Below are 16,930 nucleotides of genomic sequence, written 5' to 3'. Positions count from 1 at the left end.
AAAAAGCCTCATCAAACAATTGTTTAATAAGGCTTTTATAGCTTAAAAAAGCATTATTTAATAAGGGGTAATCTTAATACATATTACTTTCCAATACAGAAAGAATTTTTATAGCATTTACGGTACATTAAATAATATGAGGTACAAAAAAGGTACAGATATCTATAAAAAATATTTTTACTCAGTAAAGTAATTCCTTCTTTTATTATTACTTCATACGTTATAAAAACAAGTAAAAAGTAATTTTCATTTTATAATAATGATTACTAAAAAACAACAGCTCTATTTAGAGTCATGCAATGTAAACTACATACTATTATTAAACTGTATTTGAATATGAAAAATTATTTTGATAGTTTATAATAAAGTAAGTACATTCGTATTAATGAGTTGAAAATCTAATTAATATGAATGGAGTTGTTACACAAAAAGCATCGTTATCCCTCCATTTTGACATATTATAAGATATTCAACAATCTATATAACTAAGTTAGCTGTAATACCAAACCACCTCCTAAAATCAAAGAATGTACCTATCATATATCAAAATAGAAAATTACAAAGGTGTTGAAATTGTAGAAACGGAATTTGACCCTAATATTAATATAATTATTGGAGAAAATGGAAGTTGTAAATCTGCTTTAATTGATGCAATCAGGTTACTTTACAACATTGGAGAACCAATTAGAGAAATATCAGTGTCATCTGATGATTTTCATCAAAAAAGGACAATAACTGATAGTGGAATACAAAATGAAAAAGCTAGCCTAATTACAATAACATATATCTTTAAAGGTCTTACGAACTCACAGAAAGGTGCTTTTTACGAATATATGGTAATCAACCCAGATGACACAGCAGAAGATTATGCGAAAATAACAATCAATTATGAAGAAAAAGATGGTAAGTATCCTCAGTTTTCTTACAATACAGGAGATATTGATGGTCAAAAAGCAGACTATAAAACATTTGAGTTATTTCAACATTATTATTTAGGAGCATTAAGAGATAGTACTCGTGATTTATTAAGTACTAGAGGAAATGTTTTAGGAAGAGTTATCAAAAGATTCGTAAAAAGAAATAAAACAGAAACAGAGATTGAGCAGATAATGAAAGAAGCAAATTCTCAGTTGCTTGGGAGAGAAGAAGTCATAAGTACTAGAGATGGTGTAAATCAAAACTTAGAAGGAATTTTTAAAAAATTCCTAGACAATAAAATCGGACTTAGAATAGAGGAATCGAGAACTGAGTATATTGTAAACGCAATAAAACCATTTTTACCTCATAATAGAGAGAGTCTAACAGAAGAGGGGTTTCATTTATGGCAAAACAGCTTAGGTTTAAATAATCTTATTTATATTGCAATTGTATTGGGAGACGTTAAAGAACAAATTGAAGATAACGAAATTCCTCATTATGCACTTTTAATTGAGGAACCTGAAGCTCATTTACATCCTCAACTTCAATTAAGTTTATACAACTTTCTTACTAGTGCAAACACTTCAGATAATAGCCAGCTATTCATAACAACCCATTCTCCTACGTTAACTTCTAAAGTGCCACTTAAGAATCTAATTCTTTTAGAGAATAAGAAAGCTCATAAACTAGAACATCAATTTCAAAATAGACTAGCTGAAGGTATAATTCAGGATACAACTAAAGGAGTTCCATTAAATGATGTTGGTTTTCAACTAAGTCAGAAAAAACTTGAACGATATATAGATGTAACAAAATCTCAGCTTTTTTACGCTAAATCAGTGCTATTTGTGGAAGGAATTTCAGAAGAACTTTTACTTTCTTCATTTACAAGGTTAGATGATTATGAACTTGAAGATTATAGAGTTGAAGTAGTAAATGTAAAAGGAACATCTTTTTATCCTTTCTTATATCTATTCAACAATCGAGAAGAAACTAAAAGAATAAATAAACCAATTACAGTACTTACGGATGATGACCGTTTTACATCTTCTAAAAAGTCAAAATATAGTTTTGAAAAATTGTTAGAAACAGATTATTCCGTCTTAGACGAATTAGATGATAGTATTCAAACTAGTATTCCTGTCTCAAGAATTGCTAATCTAAATTCAGTTGCAAATAATGCAGATAACATAAAAATATCTCACTCTTACAAAACTTTAGAATATGAATTAGCTATTCATAATATCAAGGAGAACCGCACAGAACTGCTTAATAATTTCCTTTTTGATTATGTCAATCAAAATTTACCAGATAAAATTGACAAAATTATTGAATACACTCAAACATTCGAAAATGATATTATGTCAGAAGCTGAAAAGCGAAAAGTAGGTATTTTATTATGGAAAGCATTACCATCAAAAGCTGACTTCGCTCAAAATTTTTCTATACATATCCTTGAAAACTTAACAAGTGCAAAAGATTCTTTTGTAATCCCTCCTTATATACAAGAAGGACTAACTCATTTAAGACAAGGGATATGATTTATGACTTAAATGAAGAAAGAAGTGCATATCTACAAGCAAGAGGTAAAATCATATTGAATGCTTGTCCTGGAAGCGGTAAAACAACTACAATAGCTCAAAAAATTATAGAGTTAGAACAATCAAAAGAAATTGATTCTTACTCCGGTATTGCTTGTCTTTCATTTACAAACTCTGCAAAAGATGAAATAAACGAATCTTATTCAAAACTAAGTGGGAAAATTTTAAGGTTTCCTAATCACGTTTCCACTATTGATAGTTTTATAAATAAATTTATCACACTGCCTTTTTATAATATCTTAAATCGAGATTTTAATAGACCTAAAATTCTTGACCATACAAATATCTTAGATGATATGTGGAAGAATGAATATACTGGTAGAGACGGAAAATTAAGAGAGGGTTTAAAAAGGCCTTTGAATAATCCTGAATATAAGGCAAAAAATAATAGAAGTATTTTCTATGCATATCCACCAAGTTCAATTAGAATAGAACCTGATGGAGCATTTACAATTGAAGGTAAGACACCTTCTAATGGTACTGTTGATTCTGATAAATTCAACAATTATTGCCAATTAATTAAACAAACACAGTTTAAAAAAGGGTTAATATCAACAGGAGATTCCGCATTTATTGCTCTTCATATTTTAAGAACAAATCCAAAAATTTGTCAATGGTTAGCATTAAGGTTTCCTTTTATTATAATTGATGAAGCTCAAGATAATTCTTTAATTCAACACGCAATTTTTGAAGAATTGGCTAAACAAGGATTAAAAAACATAGAACTAATTGGTGACCCTTATCAAAGCCTGTATGAGTGGAGAGATGCAAATCCAAATGAATTTTTAAAAAAATATAACGAAGATAATAGTTGGAACTCTTTTGACTTAACAGATAACAGAAGGTCTCCTCAAAATATTATTGACGTATTCTCTGTACTTAGAAAAACAGATGATTCAAAAATAAATTGTGTTGACAATCCTACTTTAGACAACTCAATTATTTTTTATAAATACTCTGAAAACAATCTTCAATCAATCATCAAACACTATGAAGAACTTTGCTCGTCTAACAATTTCAAAAAAAACAACATTGTAGTTAGAGGAAATTCATTAAAGAATAAATTATTAGGAAAAACAGCAGAAGAAAAACCTTGGGGAATTGAACTGCCAAAAGAAATTATTACAGCAAAAAATCGTTTTTTAGGTAATGACATTAAAAACTCTATAAACGAAATACGTACTATTTCTATAAAGTTATTAAATCCTAGTAGTGACTACCATCAGTTAAAAGAAATCGAAAGAGATTTAAAAGAAAATCATCTTTTTAATTCACTTTTATTTCAGATTCTAATAGAACTACCAAGATTTGATTTGACTGTTGCAGATTGGACAAGTCAAACTCAAAGCTTTATGAAAGAAAAATTGAATTTAGATTATGATGTTGATTTTAATCTGCGAAATAGAAAATCAAAATTTTTCAACAAAGAAAAAACATTAAACGAATCAATAAACATTCATTTTAAAAAATCATATTCTGAATCCAATATTCCAATTACTACTATTCACCAAGTCAAAGGAAAAACTTTAGATTCAGTATTAATATTTTTTAACGATAGAAAGCACGCTAGTAACATTCTATTTGAAGATATTTCAAATCCAGATAACAGCTTTCCTAACGAAAACAAAAGATTAATTTATGTTGCTATGTCTAGACCTAAAAAAGTCTTAGCAATGGCATTTCCTGACACAATAACTGATGAAAATATTATTGCGAAATTTGGAAGGAATATTAAAATTGTAACTGAAGACGAACTAAATGAATAAAGTACTACAGCTAACAAGGTATAAAAAACATAGGGCATTTGTGTTAACTCCAAAGTTCTGTGTTTATTTATAAAGTCCGCTAAATATAAAATTTGGCATTTAAACCAAAAATAAAAGCAAAATATTTATATTTAGCTAAGTTATAAACCGAAACGAAAGTGCTTATCAACCGCCCTACGTTTCTTATACAAACCGTTATAGGCAATTAAAAACTCAACTGAATAAAACTAATGATAGAAATAAAAATTCCAAAGAGTGTAACCCATAGCAAAATAAAATCGCTTCAAAAAAGTGTTTTATTATATACTGGAGACTCTAAAGAAATAACTATAATTCTTCCGAGTAGTATTACTAAATATAAATTTAGTTTACTTTCAGATTTATTGCAATTAATCATCACCGTTAATAACAAAATTAAAATATCAAAAGTTGTATTTGATTTTGAATTATCAAAAAGTACTCTTGAGTCTCTTTACGGACAAGAATTTATCTATCCTATTGTATCTCTTCTTTGGAATTCATCAAGGTTTATTGATTTAAATAAAAAAAACATTAAACCAGAGTTACGTGATTTTCAAAATGATTACTTCAAAAAAATGAATTCTCTTTCTCGATTTAAAGGAAATAAATTTATTCTAACAAATACAGACCATTTCTCCGAAAGCAAAGGATTAATTAAACTTCTAGAAAATTCAAATGGATTTAATGATAACGAAACTCAAATAATTGATTCTATAAGAAATGTATTATTGAATAATGTATTGACTTTTAACAAAAATAATTCTGAGGAAATAGAAAACATAATTGACGATATTGGAGCTATAGTTTATGAACTTAGTAAAAACACATATGAATGGGGAAGGACTGATTCTATTAACGTGCCTATTTCTCCAAGTATTAGAGGTGTCTATTTGAAATTTTACAACAATAAGAAAGAAAAAATAGTTGAAGATTATTCTGATACTCCATTAGCCGAATATTTTAATCAAGAATCCCTTATATCTAAAAGTCTCAACAAAGCAGGAAACATCTATTATCTAGAAATTATGGTTTTTGATTCTGGTATAGGATTTATTGATAAATTTAACAATCAAGATAAATTAACGGATTTAGATGTTTTAAAAAGGTGTCTAGTTAAAAATCAAACGTCCGCTACTTCAAATTTAAAATCTAAAAAAGGTTTAGGATTAGATCGAATTTTAAATATTCTAAACAAAACAGGTTTTATAAAAATATCCACAGATAAATATTGTGCCTATCGTAATTTAATTAAAGATGAATATACTCCAATAGATATTAGGAATTTAGACAGTTTAAAATTAGAAGATTGGAATAACAATGATTTCAGAGCAAAAGATTCTGAGAAAATTTCAGGTTCTTATCTAAGTATTCTTTATCCTTTTAAAAGCTCAAACTAAATGGGGAAATATTACATCTATAACTCAAAAGTACAATCAAAAAAGTACAATCAAATTACTGTTGTTTTTAACCCTGACATTAAATTCAATTTTAATAGTTTAAAACAAGAATTAACTAAACATTATAGTACATCTAGCCAAACAGATGCTTTGTTGTTTATCACAAGTTCTGATAACACAAATGTTGAAAAAGAAATCAAGGATAACATTCAACTAATTTTTAAAAGTATTCCTAAAGTTCAAGAAGACTCATTAATTGACAACCTATTATATATCCAATATGATGGAAATAATCTTCTAACTAAAACAAATACATTCCTTCATAAAAACAAAAAAGAGATAATTAATAAAGGACTTGCAAATATATTCATTAAAAATGGAGGGTTAGTTGAAACAAACGGAATGGCTCATCATTATGTTTTTCCTTCTGGAAAACATTCTTCAAAATTTTTAAGAACTGCAAATGTATTAGTAAAAAAAGCAGAAATTGATTTTATAGCTATTAATACTTTACACCTGTTTAAAGGACAGACTTTTAACAATATATACTGTGATACTTTATCTATAAATGTAATTGGTTATTCCATGATAAATTACATTAAAAGATTTAATGGCTCAACAGACATAAATGTAGAGTCTTTTAAATCATATGATGGATTATATAATAAAGAATCTGTCTTTTATGATAATTCAATATTTTTAATATCTGCCTCAACATCAGGTGGTTTAATTGAATATATTAAAACAAATCACCCTGAAGTTCATTCAAATGAAATTTGTGTTTTATTTTATCTTCCGATTGAAAAGAAATCAGAAGTCATTAACGAAAGAACAGTATGTAATTTAGAATACAACAACGATTTTGACTATGGATTAGATTTATATGACATATACAAACCACCTACCAAAAAATGTCTTTATTGCGATAATAATTCTGCCTCAATAAAAATTTTAGGTGATTCATTTAGTATAGATGAACCCATTATAAATACTAAAAACATAACGGTTAAAAATTATGTTACTCAAAAATTAAAAGATTTTACTGAATTATTTAAATATCAAAAAGATATTGGAACATCTTTAAAAGTTTCTTTCAGTGAAAATACTATCACCAGAAAAAAGTATAGTGTTTATATTGATTATGAAAACATTATTTCAAACATTACTTCATTTCCAAAACATAAGGAAAAATTAGATTCATATATCCAGCAATATGTTCCTGCTTCTTTAAAATATATTGTTCATTTAAATGATAATGGCTCTAAAATGCTATCAGAATATATTTTATCAGGCATAAAAGATTATGTAAATTCAGAAAAAGTAACAATAATTAATCAATCTGAATTAAGTGACTCTAATATAAATGAAGATGAAACAGGTTCAATCTTAATTGTAGGCTCTTGTATAAGCAATGGTAAAAATCTCTTATATTTAAGTAGATACTTTCGGAATTTTGAAAAAATAAGGTTAATTTATTTTGTAGGAATTAACAGGACTAGTGATAATAAAAAAAACAAGGAACTAAAGACTAATATTAAATATGGTTTATATGGTCCTGAAAACAGCACTTATATTGAGGTGGAAAATATAGACTGTGACAATTCTAATATAGAAACTCCTTGGGAGGTTGAGTTAAACTTCTTAAAAGAAATTCAACAAAATCAAGATGTACCTACTGAGTTTATAAACAAAAGAATAAGTATAATTAATCAGTTTGAAAGCATTGAAAATCGAGGAGGTAGCGATAGGATATTCTTTTCAAATTATCAAAATAAGGAGCTAGAGATTAGAAAAAATTCTGCTTTTTTCAATGACAATAAATACTTTGAAAACATATCACAATCAGATGTATATTTTTCAATATCTTGTGTTTTAAATAATATGAGAAATAACCAAAAAGATGGGTTATTTCAAACAACTTTTGTCAAAAATTTAATTGACCCGTTTATCTTCAATAGATTTAATGACGGAATAATTCAAGCATCCATTTTAAGAGCTTCCAAGTCTAATGAATTAAATTATTCATTAAGTTTTAATCAATCTAAGAATATGCTTTCGCTAATAAAAACCTTTATAAAATATAAAGAAGAACAGCAAGGTGAGGCTATTTTTGAATTTTTATATTCAATTGCAATTGGAAAACTAAGATTACATAATGACCATTATTTGGTTTTATTAAAAGAACTTGATGAACTTGATGAAATTAGAATGAATATTTTCAAACAAGAAATAAAAATTGTATATAAAAAAAACTGCCTATAACAAAGTACTGTGGTAAAAAACAAGTAAAAACGATTAAAACACGTCTATAGTTATTGTTATAAGTTAATCCTGATTCTTAATTTCTTATTAGGATTTTCCGTGTTCATTTTTAATAATATACTTCCTTCTGGTAGTTACGTTCTTTTTGATGTAATAGTGTTATTAACGTTCTGCACTACTATTAATAAGTGGGGCTATCGTTATAAGCTACGTTTGTAATTACAAAAGATGTTTTTAAAATTATAATAGTTATAAGTTTTATTAAAAAAATGTTGATTTGTTGATAAATCTTTGTGAAGCCATAAAGAATAAGAGTTTACTAATAAACATTGAAGCAACAATAAGTCAACAATAACTAAAACACGTTTGTTGCTTACAAGTTGATAATCTGTTGTTATCAAAAACACTAGCTAGCATAGTGTTTTGACACAAAACAGCAACAAATCAACCTAAATCATCAAACATTGTTTTCGTAAAGGTGTAATGTCTTCCTTTAAAAGTATTTTCACCAATAATTACTTTATTCCCTGCCCCATACGAAACATGATACTTAGTATAGGTGCTATTCTTACACTCTAACTTATAATTCTTTTTTAAAAGCTCTGACACCTTAAAAGAACTTGTTTTAATATTGTTCTTAGATAATTTTTCAACTAAATCACCAACAGAATATTTTAATTCAACGGTATCATACTGAGCAAACTCATCTAATAATATTTGCTCTAATTCTTTATCAAGAAAAGTCTTATTACCATTCATTAACACCTCTAAAGCATGTGTATGTATTTGTTCTTTAGTAAACCACATTCTTGTTTTTCGTGGGCTAATAACACTTCTTTTGTTTAAGAAACACATAAAATATGGTAATTCTTCTTTTAAACTATCCAATAAATTAGGGTTGTCTTTTGATACTTCGAAAGGAATTATTTTACGTACCCAATACCTAATTTCAGAATTATCGATATAAACAAAGTTCTCCTCGTTATTGGAGCACAATATAAATTTCCCAAAAAAGCTACCTTCAATTTTATCTTTCCCTTTTGCTTCACTTTTATAACTTTTTGCAGTAGATAAATTTTTCAAACGTTCACTGTCGTCTCTTTTATCTAATAAAACTTCATCTACAGCAATTATTAATTTTGATGCCCAATCTGAATTAAACCGACTTCTAAAATCTTCATTATTATTAATAGTCATATTATTTTGAAATATGAGTTTCATCCAATTTAAAAAAGTTGTTTTACCTGTGTTACGTTCATTACTAACTAGGCATAAAATTGGCAAAACCTGAGAGGGATGATGCCATAAAATACTTAGATAATCTAAACCTAACACATATTGTTCTCCAAAAATATGTTTCAAAAATCTAATTGTGTGAGGAAACTCGCCATCTATAAATTTATGTTCTAATTCTTCATAACTATTATAAAATCCTTTTATAATTTTTTCATAATTAGTGTGAGATGGGATTAGACAAAAACCATCATATCTGGAAATTTTCCCTAATACATCTTTTCCATAATCTGTTATTAGCTCACTCTTAGACCATGGTTGCAAAATGCTAATACTATCTTGACTTAATAAAGGTTTAGTTACATTTTTATAATAAGTCGTACCTATTCGTAAATATTTATTTTCCATAATCATACATTTACTTTTATGACACCAAATCTGCTATAATCTATATTTGGAAATTTTGATGCAAACGAAATTTGAATATTTACACCTTGCATTAGTTTATCTTCCTTACAGTGTTTAATTATTGCTTTTTCTATATCATAAAACGGTAATCTAGATTTGTTTTTATAGATCTCAAGAATTGTATTCACTTTTGAGATTAAATTATCAACGATTTTTTGCGTTAATTGGTCGTTTGTTTGAAGTGTCAGTAAATCTTTATATAGCTGAGTCAATCTATTTAAACATTCTGAGTTATCAACTATGTTATAATCCTCCATAATTAATGTTTATAAATTACTATTTGCTCAACTGTATCAAAATAAGCTCTAGCTCCATCACTCCTAACAGGTACATTTTTGATTAGAATACTTTTATTCAAACTAGCATCTAGAAGCTTTTGAATATCACCTTTAGTAGCAGGTTTATTTTCTTCTCTTGTAAAAATGTTTGTAATAACATTTGTTGCCAATGTTCCAACCGCAGCATTTCCAATTCCTGAAATACTCATTTTATCATTTTTAGGGCTTATTGTTCCATTTAAAGCTTCTGGAAAATTTTGTTTTAACGCTTGCTTACGTGTAAATGCATTTACACGACAACTATTACTACAATATTTCTGCTTATGTCTTCTTTTCGGAATGTAACTACCTCCGCAATAGTTACAAGTGTATGTATATTTATCCATTGTTCGTTATTTTAACGTTAGACTAACGCTTATTGAAATGGATTTTTTACAAGGTACTCATCTACCTTATTGAGAAGAACAGAATTTGTTTCACGCTTACCTTCCTTAATCCAATCTAAAATCTCGGATTTTAAGAAATAAAGCTTTCCTTTTTTATGATAAGGAATTGCATTTTTATGAACCAGTCCATAAATACTTCCTTTAGTCATATTTATAAAGTTGGCGAGTTCGTCAATAGAGAGAAAGACATCCTCATTTAGATTTTTAATAATACCAAACTCTTTTTTTAAATTTCTACAAATTGCAGCTGCAAGTTGGTTTACAATTTCCTGAGATAACAGTTTACTTTGTTTCATAATTTTTGATTTATTTTTAAATTCAAAACGAAAGTAATATGAAGGCAAACCGTTTTACACAACTAGTGGGATTGCCAGTGGAATGAAAAAAAACGAATTTAAAAAACAATAAAACACTTAAAAACAACACGTTAACACCTTTTCAGAAAAAGCAAACACATGTGTTTTTATTATCTTATTACTTTTATTTTTTGTTTAATTTTCTAATTAACAACCTTAATTCTCCTTTTATAGCTGTTAATTTATATGGCTCTAATTTATCTAGTATATCTGAAATCCATTTCTTTTTAGCACTATCACTATTCAGCTTATCTATACCACTAGATAAAATCTTATAACCATCAACATTTCTATAATCTTCTGATAATATTTTTTGGTTATCTATATTAGCCAACACTAAAACTCTAGCTATTTCTATACTACTCACTCCTCCTCTTCCCTTTTTAATTAATAAGATTAGAGTATGTAGTATTAAAAATTTATCATTTTCTGAAAACAAATCTTTTGGAACACCGATAGTCTTTACACTATCTGGGTCTTTAATAAACATCATTTCTAGATATTCTTTTGAAGCGGAAAAACTTTTACCATCAAAGGGTTCTCCATAAAAATAATCGAACTTCCCTGTAAAATACACCAATTCATAGTACTTGTAATAAGTGTCAAAATGCATTTTAATTTTATTAGTAGAATCTATATTGGCTAACTTTATTAAAAACTCATCATAAGCTGAGTACCCTTGATTTTTATATTCTTCTAATACATGATTACTTAATATAATATCTATTTTTTCATCATCTAAAACGGAATTATCTATTAAACTTGCTCTCTTATTAAGTAAACGAAAACATTCAGTTAAGTCATTTTTTTTAATCTCGTCAAAAATTTCATCATAGTCATTATCTAATCCCTTTATAAGACTTTCAAATTCTACATGAAAATTAGCTTTAATAGATTTTGCTGATTTTAACTTATTGATAGTATTATTTTTTACCCTTTGCCAATTATTATCAAATTGGTCTTTATATATATTATAGTAATCCATCTAAATCTAAATTAATTCGATTAGCCGCTTCAATCTTATTCTTATCCATAACCTTTGTGTAAATTTGAGTTGTAGATAAATTTTTATGTCCTAATAACTTTGATACTGTATAAATATCTGTACCGTTTGCTAATTGTAATGTAGCATAACTGTGTCGAAAATTATGAAATGAAATTTTTTTATTAATACCAGAACGTTTTATCCAATCTTTTAAAGGTCTTGTTATTTGATTGTATTTTATATCTGTAAAAACCTCTCCTACACTTGTTCCTTGTATTTCAAGTAATTTATACGCAGTATTTGATATTGGATGGTTATTGATGTTACCCGTTTTTTTCTCTCTTAATTTTATATAATACCCTTGATGCTTATCATTAAAAACATTCTCCCATTTCAAACTTATAACATCTGAAAAACGCAATCCTGTAAGTGCCGCAAAAAATGCTAAATATTTTATCTTTTTTATTTTAATATCAGTCTTCCATAAAACATCTAATTCTTGCTCTGTAAGATACTCTCTGTGCGTTTGTTCTTCTTTAATATAATCAGCTTTTTCAGCTAAATTCATTGATAACAAGTTCCTTTTGTTTGCTTTTTTTAAAACAGCAATAAAGTGTTTGAAATAAGAAGAAGCTGTATTTATCGATAGTTTTTGCTCCGCTTTAACTCTAAGGTTATTTGTCGTCAATAAAAACTCACGATACTGTCTAACATGATTTTCATTTAATTGATGCGTTTGAATATCCTTTCCTATAAACGTTTCTAAATAATTTAAAGACGATTTCCATGCGAGGTAATTTGAATGACTACCTGTATTTAATTTTTCCTCAACAACACTATTATAAAACACTGAAAAACTCACATTTAAACTCACATTCTCCTTTAAACCAAACTCTTTATCCCTCCATTGCAACAACCTCTTAGCTCTAATTATTTCTGCAAATTCAATAGTTTTTTTATTATGCAGCTTTTCTGTAGCACCTTTAGGCTCTGCATAAATTTGCAGTTTTAAAAACTCTCGTCTAGTTGGTTTTCCTGTTTTGGGACTTATAATAGGTGATGAATAATCTAAGTATAGACTTAACTTATTATTTACAAGCTTTTTTTTACGTACCGTTATGTTAGCCATAATTAAAAAATTTAAAATTAAGAAAGAAGGTTTTCAATATCTGCTTTTTTTACTCGCAGTAATCGTTGAGATAAATTTGAAGCTTTCAACTCACCGAGTTCTATTAATCTATAAATAGACCTTTTTGATACACTCAGCAACGCTGCGGTTTCTTTAACTGTTAAATATTCTCTTACCTGTAAAACTTCCAAAGGTTCAACCTGAACTTTTAGAGTTTGCGCATTAGACTTTTTAACCTTTTTAATTCTAGCCCTCTTTTTATATGCAATTTTAGCACATTTATCACCACAAAAACGTGTAACTGTTGTCTTTGCAACAAATGATGCATTACAATTTTCACAAATTCTTTTAACCCTAATATTTGAACTCATTTATACGATAACCTTCCGTTAATAATTAAATGCCTTTTAGGTGAAATAAGACACATTAAGTATCATTAAGTGTAATTAGGTGCCATAATCTCCCCCTAAAAACAAAAGTAAAATTATAAATCAAAAAAAGGTACAAAATCGGTACAAAATATTGTAAAAAATAACAAAATATAATAAATAAAAAAAACACCTAAAACATGTAAACAACTGATTAAGTGTGTTTTAATTTAAAATAGTTTATTATATTTTAGCACCCTATTTGCCAATACAGAAATTCGCAAAGATATTACCTAACAAATCATCGTTAGTAATCTCACCTGTAATTTCACCAAAATGGTAAAGCGCTTGCTTAATATCAATCGCCAATAAATCGCCCGAAAGTCCTGAATCTAAACCAAATTTCACTTTATCAATCTCCTCAAAAGCTTTTAAAAGTGCATCATAATGACGCGAGTTAGTCACAATAGTTTCGTTATTTCTAAGTGCGCCAGTATTAATTAAATTAAGTAAAGTATTAGTAAGTTCTTCTACTCCTAATTTAGTTTTAGCCGAAATAGGTATTAATTGAGACACATGAGGTGTAACAGCAGTTGTAATTTGTGCTAATTGAGCATCGGTTAACTGATCAATTTTATTCAAAATCACTACTAATTGCTTTTGTGGAAACTTATTTTTTATTTTTTCAATCTCTACAATAATTGCTTGTATTGCTGCTGCATCATCTGCTAGAGTTACTCCATTTACTAGAAATAAAACCACTTGCGCTTGAGCTATTTTTTCAAAAGTTTTTTTAATACCAATACTCTCAACAACATCTTTAGTTTCACGTATTCCTGCGGTATCAATAAAACGAAACCCAATCCCTCCTATTGAAATTTCATCCTCAATAGTATCTCTTGTAGTTCCTGCAATTTCAGATACAATAGCACGATCTTCATTTAATAATGCGTTTAGTAACGTTGATTTTCCAACATTTGGTTCACCTACAATAGCAACCGGTATTCCGTTTTTAATCACATTTCCAACAGCAAAACTGTCTATTAAACGTTTTAAAACAAAATTAATACGGTTTACAAGATCTTTAAACTGACCTCTATCTGCAAATTCTACATCTTCTTCAGCAAAATCAAGCTCTAATTCTATTAACGATGCAAAATTTAAAAGTTCTTCTCTAAGCTTTGCTATTTCGGTTGAAAATCCACCACGCATTTGTTGCATTGCTATTTGGTGAGACGCTTCATTATCACTAGATATTAAATCGGCAACAGCTTCTGCCTGACTTAAATCTAATTTTCCATTTAAAAAAGCACGTAAAGTAAACTCTCCAGCATCTGCCATTCTACAACCATTTCTTAAAAATAATTGTATAATTTCTTGTTGAATATATGAACTTCCGTGGCATGAAATTTCTATAACATTTTCACCCGTATAAGAATTTGGATCCTTAAAAATAGTCACCAAAACCTCATCAACTATACGTTTTCCCTCTACAATATGGCCTAAATGAACCGTATGCGTTTTCTGATTGGCTAATTTTTTACCCGAAACAGATTTAAAAAACTCAGATGCAATAGTAATCGCTTCGTCTCCAGATAATCTAATAACAGCAATGGCGCCACTTCCAGAAGGCGTAGCTAAAGCAACAATAGTATCGGTGTGCAATCTCATAGTTTATTTTTTATGCAAAAGTATTGTAAAATTGTAATTATATCGTAAAATCACGCCACTTCTTTTCATACTTATTAGCATATTATTACCCTCTTTTTTTATGATACTTAGTATATTTGTTGAAACTTAAAAATTGTATTGAAATGAAAAAAATCCTTAGTCTTTTTATAACAGGACTTATTTTAACGTCTTGTAATACGGAACAAAAACCTGATGGATATGTTATTAATGGAACTGCAAAAGGGTTATCTAACGGTATTAGAGCATATCTTCAAACAGATTCTCCAAACGGAAACCGTGTAAACAGAGATACAGCAATTATTTTTAATGAAACCTTTAAGTTTGAAGGAAAAGTTAGCGTACCAGAACTTCAATATCTTTATATTAATAGTGTGAATGCTAACAAACCTTTAATTGTTGAAAACGATATTATAAATATTGAAGTTTACAAGGATAGCTTATTCAAATCGGTTGTTACCGGAACAAAATCAAACGAGGTTTATAACTTATACCTTGAAGAATTAGACGTATTAGCAAAAAAGCAAAACGTTTTAAAAATAGACCTCAGCAAAGCAGGAATTTCAAGAGACACAGATGCTATTAACCAAGCAAAAAAAGCACTTAGCGAATTTAATAACGAAAGAAACAGACGTTCATATGAGTTTGTAAAAAAACATAATGACAACTTTTTTGTATTAACTATTTTAGAAACTTTAATTGACAGTAAAGTTGCTGATACTAATCAAATTGAATCAGCTTTTAACAGTATCACTCCTGAATTTAAAGAATCTATCTACGGAAACTCTATAAAACTAAAAATTGCAGCTTTAAAACATGAACAAGATCGTTTTACAGCTTTAAATATAGGTAAAGTTGCTCCTGCTTTTTCAGCTCCAGATACTAACGGTAATTTAGTGTCATTAGATGAAATGAAAGGAAAAGTAACTATTATTGATTTTTGGGCAGCCTGGTGTGGTCCATGCAGGAGAGAAAATCCAAACGTGGTTAAAACATATAAAAAATATCATGAAAAAGGTTTAGAAATTATTAGTGTTTCTTTAGATAAACCTGGAGAAAAAGATCGTTGGTTAAAAGCTATTAAAGACGACAATCTTACTTGGCATCACGTATCTAACCTAAAATATTTTAACGACCCTGTAGCTAGATTATATAATATTCGCTCAATCCCATCAACTTATATTTTAGATGAAGATGGTAAAATTGTAGCAAAAAACCTTAGAGGCGCAAGACTTGAAGCTAAAATAAAAGAGCTTCTCGACTAAATATATATCACATAAAAAAGCCTTCAAAATTTTGAAGGCTTTTTTTATATCTAAATTCTAAATAATTTACACTTATAGTTTTCCCATTTTATGCATTACAAACAATACAATAATAGGCAATGCTAACAAACATACCATTAAAAATTGTGTTTCAAATAATGTAGGAGCTAACATTAATGTAATCACATAACCGCCAATAGCACCTCCAAAATGGGCATCATGACCAATATTACCTATGCTCTTTTTCATTCCGTAAATAGAATATAAAAGATATCCAATACCAAATAAATATGCAGGAATTGGAATAGGAATAAAAAACATATAAAGACTCATATGAGGCTCAAAAAGTATGGCTGAATACAGTATTCCTGTCACCGCACCACTGGCACCAATAGCGCTGTAATGAGGCTCATTTCTATGAAAATAAAAGGATAACAAATTACCTAAAAGCAAACTACACACGTAAATAATAATAAAATTTAAGCTTCCTAAATAACTCACTACAATATCTGCAAAGAAATATAGTGTTAGCATATTAAAAATTAAATGCATAGTATCTGCATGTAAAAACCCTGAGCTAAACATACGTATTTGCTCCCCTCTTTTTATACTTCCAATATTAAATTTATAACGCTCAAAAAAACTATAATCTCCAAATCCTTTGTAAGAAATAATAATATTGGCAGCTATAATAACAATTGTAACTAAACTTAAATTACCCATAAACTTTAAACGTATAATTATAATA

General features: G+C 28.0%; 14 protein-coding genes. 5 read left to right on the top strand and 9 right to left on the bottom strand.

Features of this window, described 5'->3' with window-relative positions; translation table 11 throughout:
* Positions 1-527 precede the first annotated feature (527 nt).
* From ACU4C5_RS11145 to ACU4C5_RS11130, 4 genes are all read left to right on the top strand, one after another.
* Entirely contained in the window at positions 528-2,459 is a 1,932-nt protein-coding gene (locus ACU4C5_RS11145) for an ATP-dependent nuclease (RefSeq protein WP_446844292.1), read from the top strand.
* Positions 2,456-4,285, top strand: coding sequence for a UvrD-helicase domain-containing protein (locus ACU4C5_RS11140; RefSeq protein ID WP_446844291.1), 1,830 nt, complete (start codon positions 2,456-2,458; stop codon positions 4,283-4,285). Before ACU4C5_RS11145 ends, ACU4C5_RS11140 begins: the two co-directional genes overlap by 4 nt.
* Before the next feature lie 230 nt (positions 4,286-4,515).
* Complete coding sequence (locus tag ACU4C5_RS11135) at positions 4,516-5,703, top strand: hypothetical protein (RefSeq protein ID WP_446844290.1); 1,188 nt, start codon at positions 4,516-4,518, stop codon at positions 5,701-5,703.
* The gene (locus ACU4C5_RS11130; protein ID WP_446844289.1) at positions 5,704-7,965 is read left to right on the top strand and encodes a hypothetical protein; all 2,262 of its coding nucleotides are present in this window, start codon (positions 5,704-5,706) and stop codon (positions 7,963-7,965) included. It begins immediately after the preceding gene.
* Positions 7,966-8,409: 444 nt separating this feature from the next.
* Here ACU4C5_RS11130 and ACU4C5_RS11125 read toward each other — a convergent pair whose 3' ends face one another.
* The 8 genes from ACU4C5_RS11125 to mnmE all read right to left on the bottom strand — a co-directional run bounded on the left by ACU4C5_RS11125 (position 8,410) and on the right by mnmE (position 14,899).
* A complete protein-coding gene (locus ACU4C5_RS11125; protein ID WP_446844288.1) occupies positions 8,410-9,606 on the bottom strand; it encodes a primase-helicase family protein in 1,197 nt (398 codons plus the stop codon).
* Positions 9,607-9,608: 2 nt separating this feature from the next.
* Positions 9,609-9,923 (bottom strand): hypothetical protein, encoded by a 315-nt coding sequence (locus tag ACU4C5_RS11120; protein WP_446844287.1) that lies wholly within the window; start codon positions 9,921-9,923, stop codon positions 9,609-9,611.
* A 2-nt stretch (positions 9,924-9,925) separates the two neighbouring features.
* Entirely contained in the window at positions 9,926-10,330 is a 405-nt protein-coding gene (locus ACU4C5_RS11115; RefSeq protein ID WP_446844286.1) for a hypothetical protein, read from the bottom strand.
* 29 nt (positions 10,331-10,359) lie between these two features.
* A complete protein-coding gene (locus tag ACU4C5_RS11110) occupies positions 10,360-10,686 on the bottom strand; it encodes a helix-turn-helix domain-containing protein (protein ID WP_446844285.1) in 327 nt (108 codons plus the stop codon).
* A gap of 184 nt (positions 10,687-10,870) precedes the next feature.
* The gene (locus ACU4C5_RS11105; protein ID WP_446844284.1) at positions 10,871-11,731 is read right to left on the bottom strand and encodes a hypothetical protein; all 861 of its coding nucleotides are present in this window, start codon (positions 11,729-11,731) and stop codon (positions 10,871-10,873) included.
* Positions 11,718-12,860: a tyrosine-type recombinase/integrase gene (locus ACU4C5_RS11100; protein ID WP_446844283.1), complete on the bottom strand. Its 1,143-nt coding sequence runs from the start codon at positions 12,858-12,860 to the stop codon at positions 11,718-11,720. Before ACU4C5_RS11100 ends, ACU4C5_RS11105 begins: the two co-directional genes overlap by 14 nt.
* A gap of 17 nt (positions 12,861-12,877) precedes the next feature.
* Positions 12,878-13,231: a helix-turn-helix transcriptional regulator gene (locus ACU4C5_RS11095; RefSeq protein ID WP_446844282.1), complete on the bottom strand. Its 354-nt coding sequence runs from the start codon at positions 13,229-13,231 to the stop codon at positions 12,878-12,880.
* 255 nt (positions 13,232-13,486) lie between these two features.
* Entirely contained in the window at positions 13,487-14,899 is a 1,413-nt protein-coding gene (gene mnmE, locus ACU4C5_RS11090) for a tRNA uridine-5-carboxymethylaminomethyl(34) synthesis GTPase MnmE (protein WP_446844281.1), read from the bottom strand.
* Between the two features lie 143 nt (positions 14,900-15,042).
* On the opposite strand from mnmE, the gene ACU4C5_RS11085 reads away from it, so the two are divergent.
* The gene (locus ACU4C5_RS11085; RefSeq protein WP_446844280.1) at positions 15,043-16,182 is read left to right on the top strand and encodes a redoxin domain-containing protein; all 1,140 of its coding nucleotides are present in this window, start codon (positions 15,043-15,045) and stop codon (positions 16,180-16,182) included.
* A gap of 72 nt (positions 16,183-16,254) precedes the next feature.
* Here ACU4C5_RS11085 and ACU4C5_RS11080 read toward each other — a convergent pair whose 3' ends face one another.
* Positions 16,255-16,905 (bottom strand): rhomboid family intramembrane serine protease, encoded by a 651-nt coding sequence (locus ACU4C5_RS11080; protein ID WP_446844279.1) that lies wholly within the window; start codon positions 16,903-16,905, stop codon positions 16,255-16,257.
* Between the last annotated feature and the right edge of the window lie 25 nt (positions 16,906-16,930).

The sequence above is a fragment of the Lacinutrix undariae genome (genome assembly GCF_052934785.1).
This window is presented reverse-complemented; position numbering and strand designations above follow the sequence as displayed.

What these genes read in the sequence shown, in the direction of transcription:
- ACU4C5_RS11125 (WP_446844288.1), bottom strand. Translation starts at nt 9,606, where the DNA reads ATGGAAAATAAATATTTACGAATAGGTACGACTTATTATAAAAATGTA.
- ACU4C5_RS11140 (WP_446844291.1), top strand. Translation starts at nt 2,456, where the DNA reads ATGATTTATGACTTAAATGAAGAAAGAAGTGCATATCTACAAGCAAGA.
- ACU4C5_RS11110 (WP_446844285.1), bottom strand. Translation starts at nt 10,686, where the DNA reads ATGAAACAAAGTAAACTGTTATCTCAGGAAATTGTAAACCAACTTGCA.
- ACU4C5_RS11100 (WP_446844283.1), bottom strand. Translation starts at nt 12,860, where the DNA reads ATGGCTAACATAACGGTACGTAAAAAAAAGCTTGTAAATAATAAGTTA.
- ACU4C5_RS11120 (WP_446844287.1), bottom strand. Translation starts at nt 9,923, where the DNA reads ATGGAGGATTATAACATAGTTGATAACTCAGAATGTTTAAATAGATTG.
- ACU4C5_RS11095 (WP_446844282.1), bottom strand. Translation starts at nt 13,231, where the DNA reads ATGAGTTCAAATATTAGGGTTAAAAGAATTTGTGAAAATTGTAATGCA.
- ACU4C5_RS11130 (WP_446844289.1), top strand. Translation starts at nt 5,704, where the DNA reads ATGGGGAAATATTACATCTATAACTCAAAAGTACAATCAAAAAAGTAC.
- ACU4C5_RS11080 (WP_446844279.1), bottom strand. Translation starts at nt 16,905, where the DNA reads ATGGGTAATTTAAGTTTAGTTACAATTGTTATTATAGCTGCCAATATT.
- ACU4C5_RS11085 (WP_446844280.1), top strand. Translation starts at nt 15,043, where the DNA reads ATGAAAAAAATCCTTAGTCTTTTTATAACAGGACTTATTTTAACGTCT.
- ACU4C5_RS11135 (WP_446844290.1), top strand. Translation starts at nt 4,516, where the DNA reads ATGATAGAAATAAAAATTCCAAAGAGTGTAACCCATAGCAAAATAAAA.
- mnmE (WP_446844281.1), bottom strand. Translation starts at nt 14,899, where the DNA reads ATGAGATTGCACACCGATACTATTGTTGCTTTAGCTACGCCTTCTGGA.
- ACU4C5_RS11115 (WP_446844286.1), bottom strand. Translation starts at nt 10,330, where the DNA reads ATGGATAAATATACATACACTTGTAACTATTGCGGAGGTAGTTACATT.
- ACU4C5_RS11145 (WP_446844292.1), top strand. Translation starts at nt 528, where the DNA reads ATGTACCTATCATATATCAAAATAGAAAATTACAAAGGTGTTGAAATT.
- ACU4C5_RS11105 (WP_446844284.1), bottom strand. Translation starts at nt 11,731, where the DNA reads ATGGATTACTATAATATATATAAAGACCAATTTGATAATAATTGGCAA.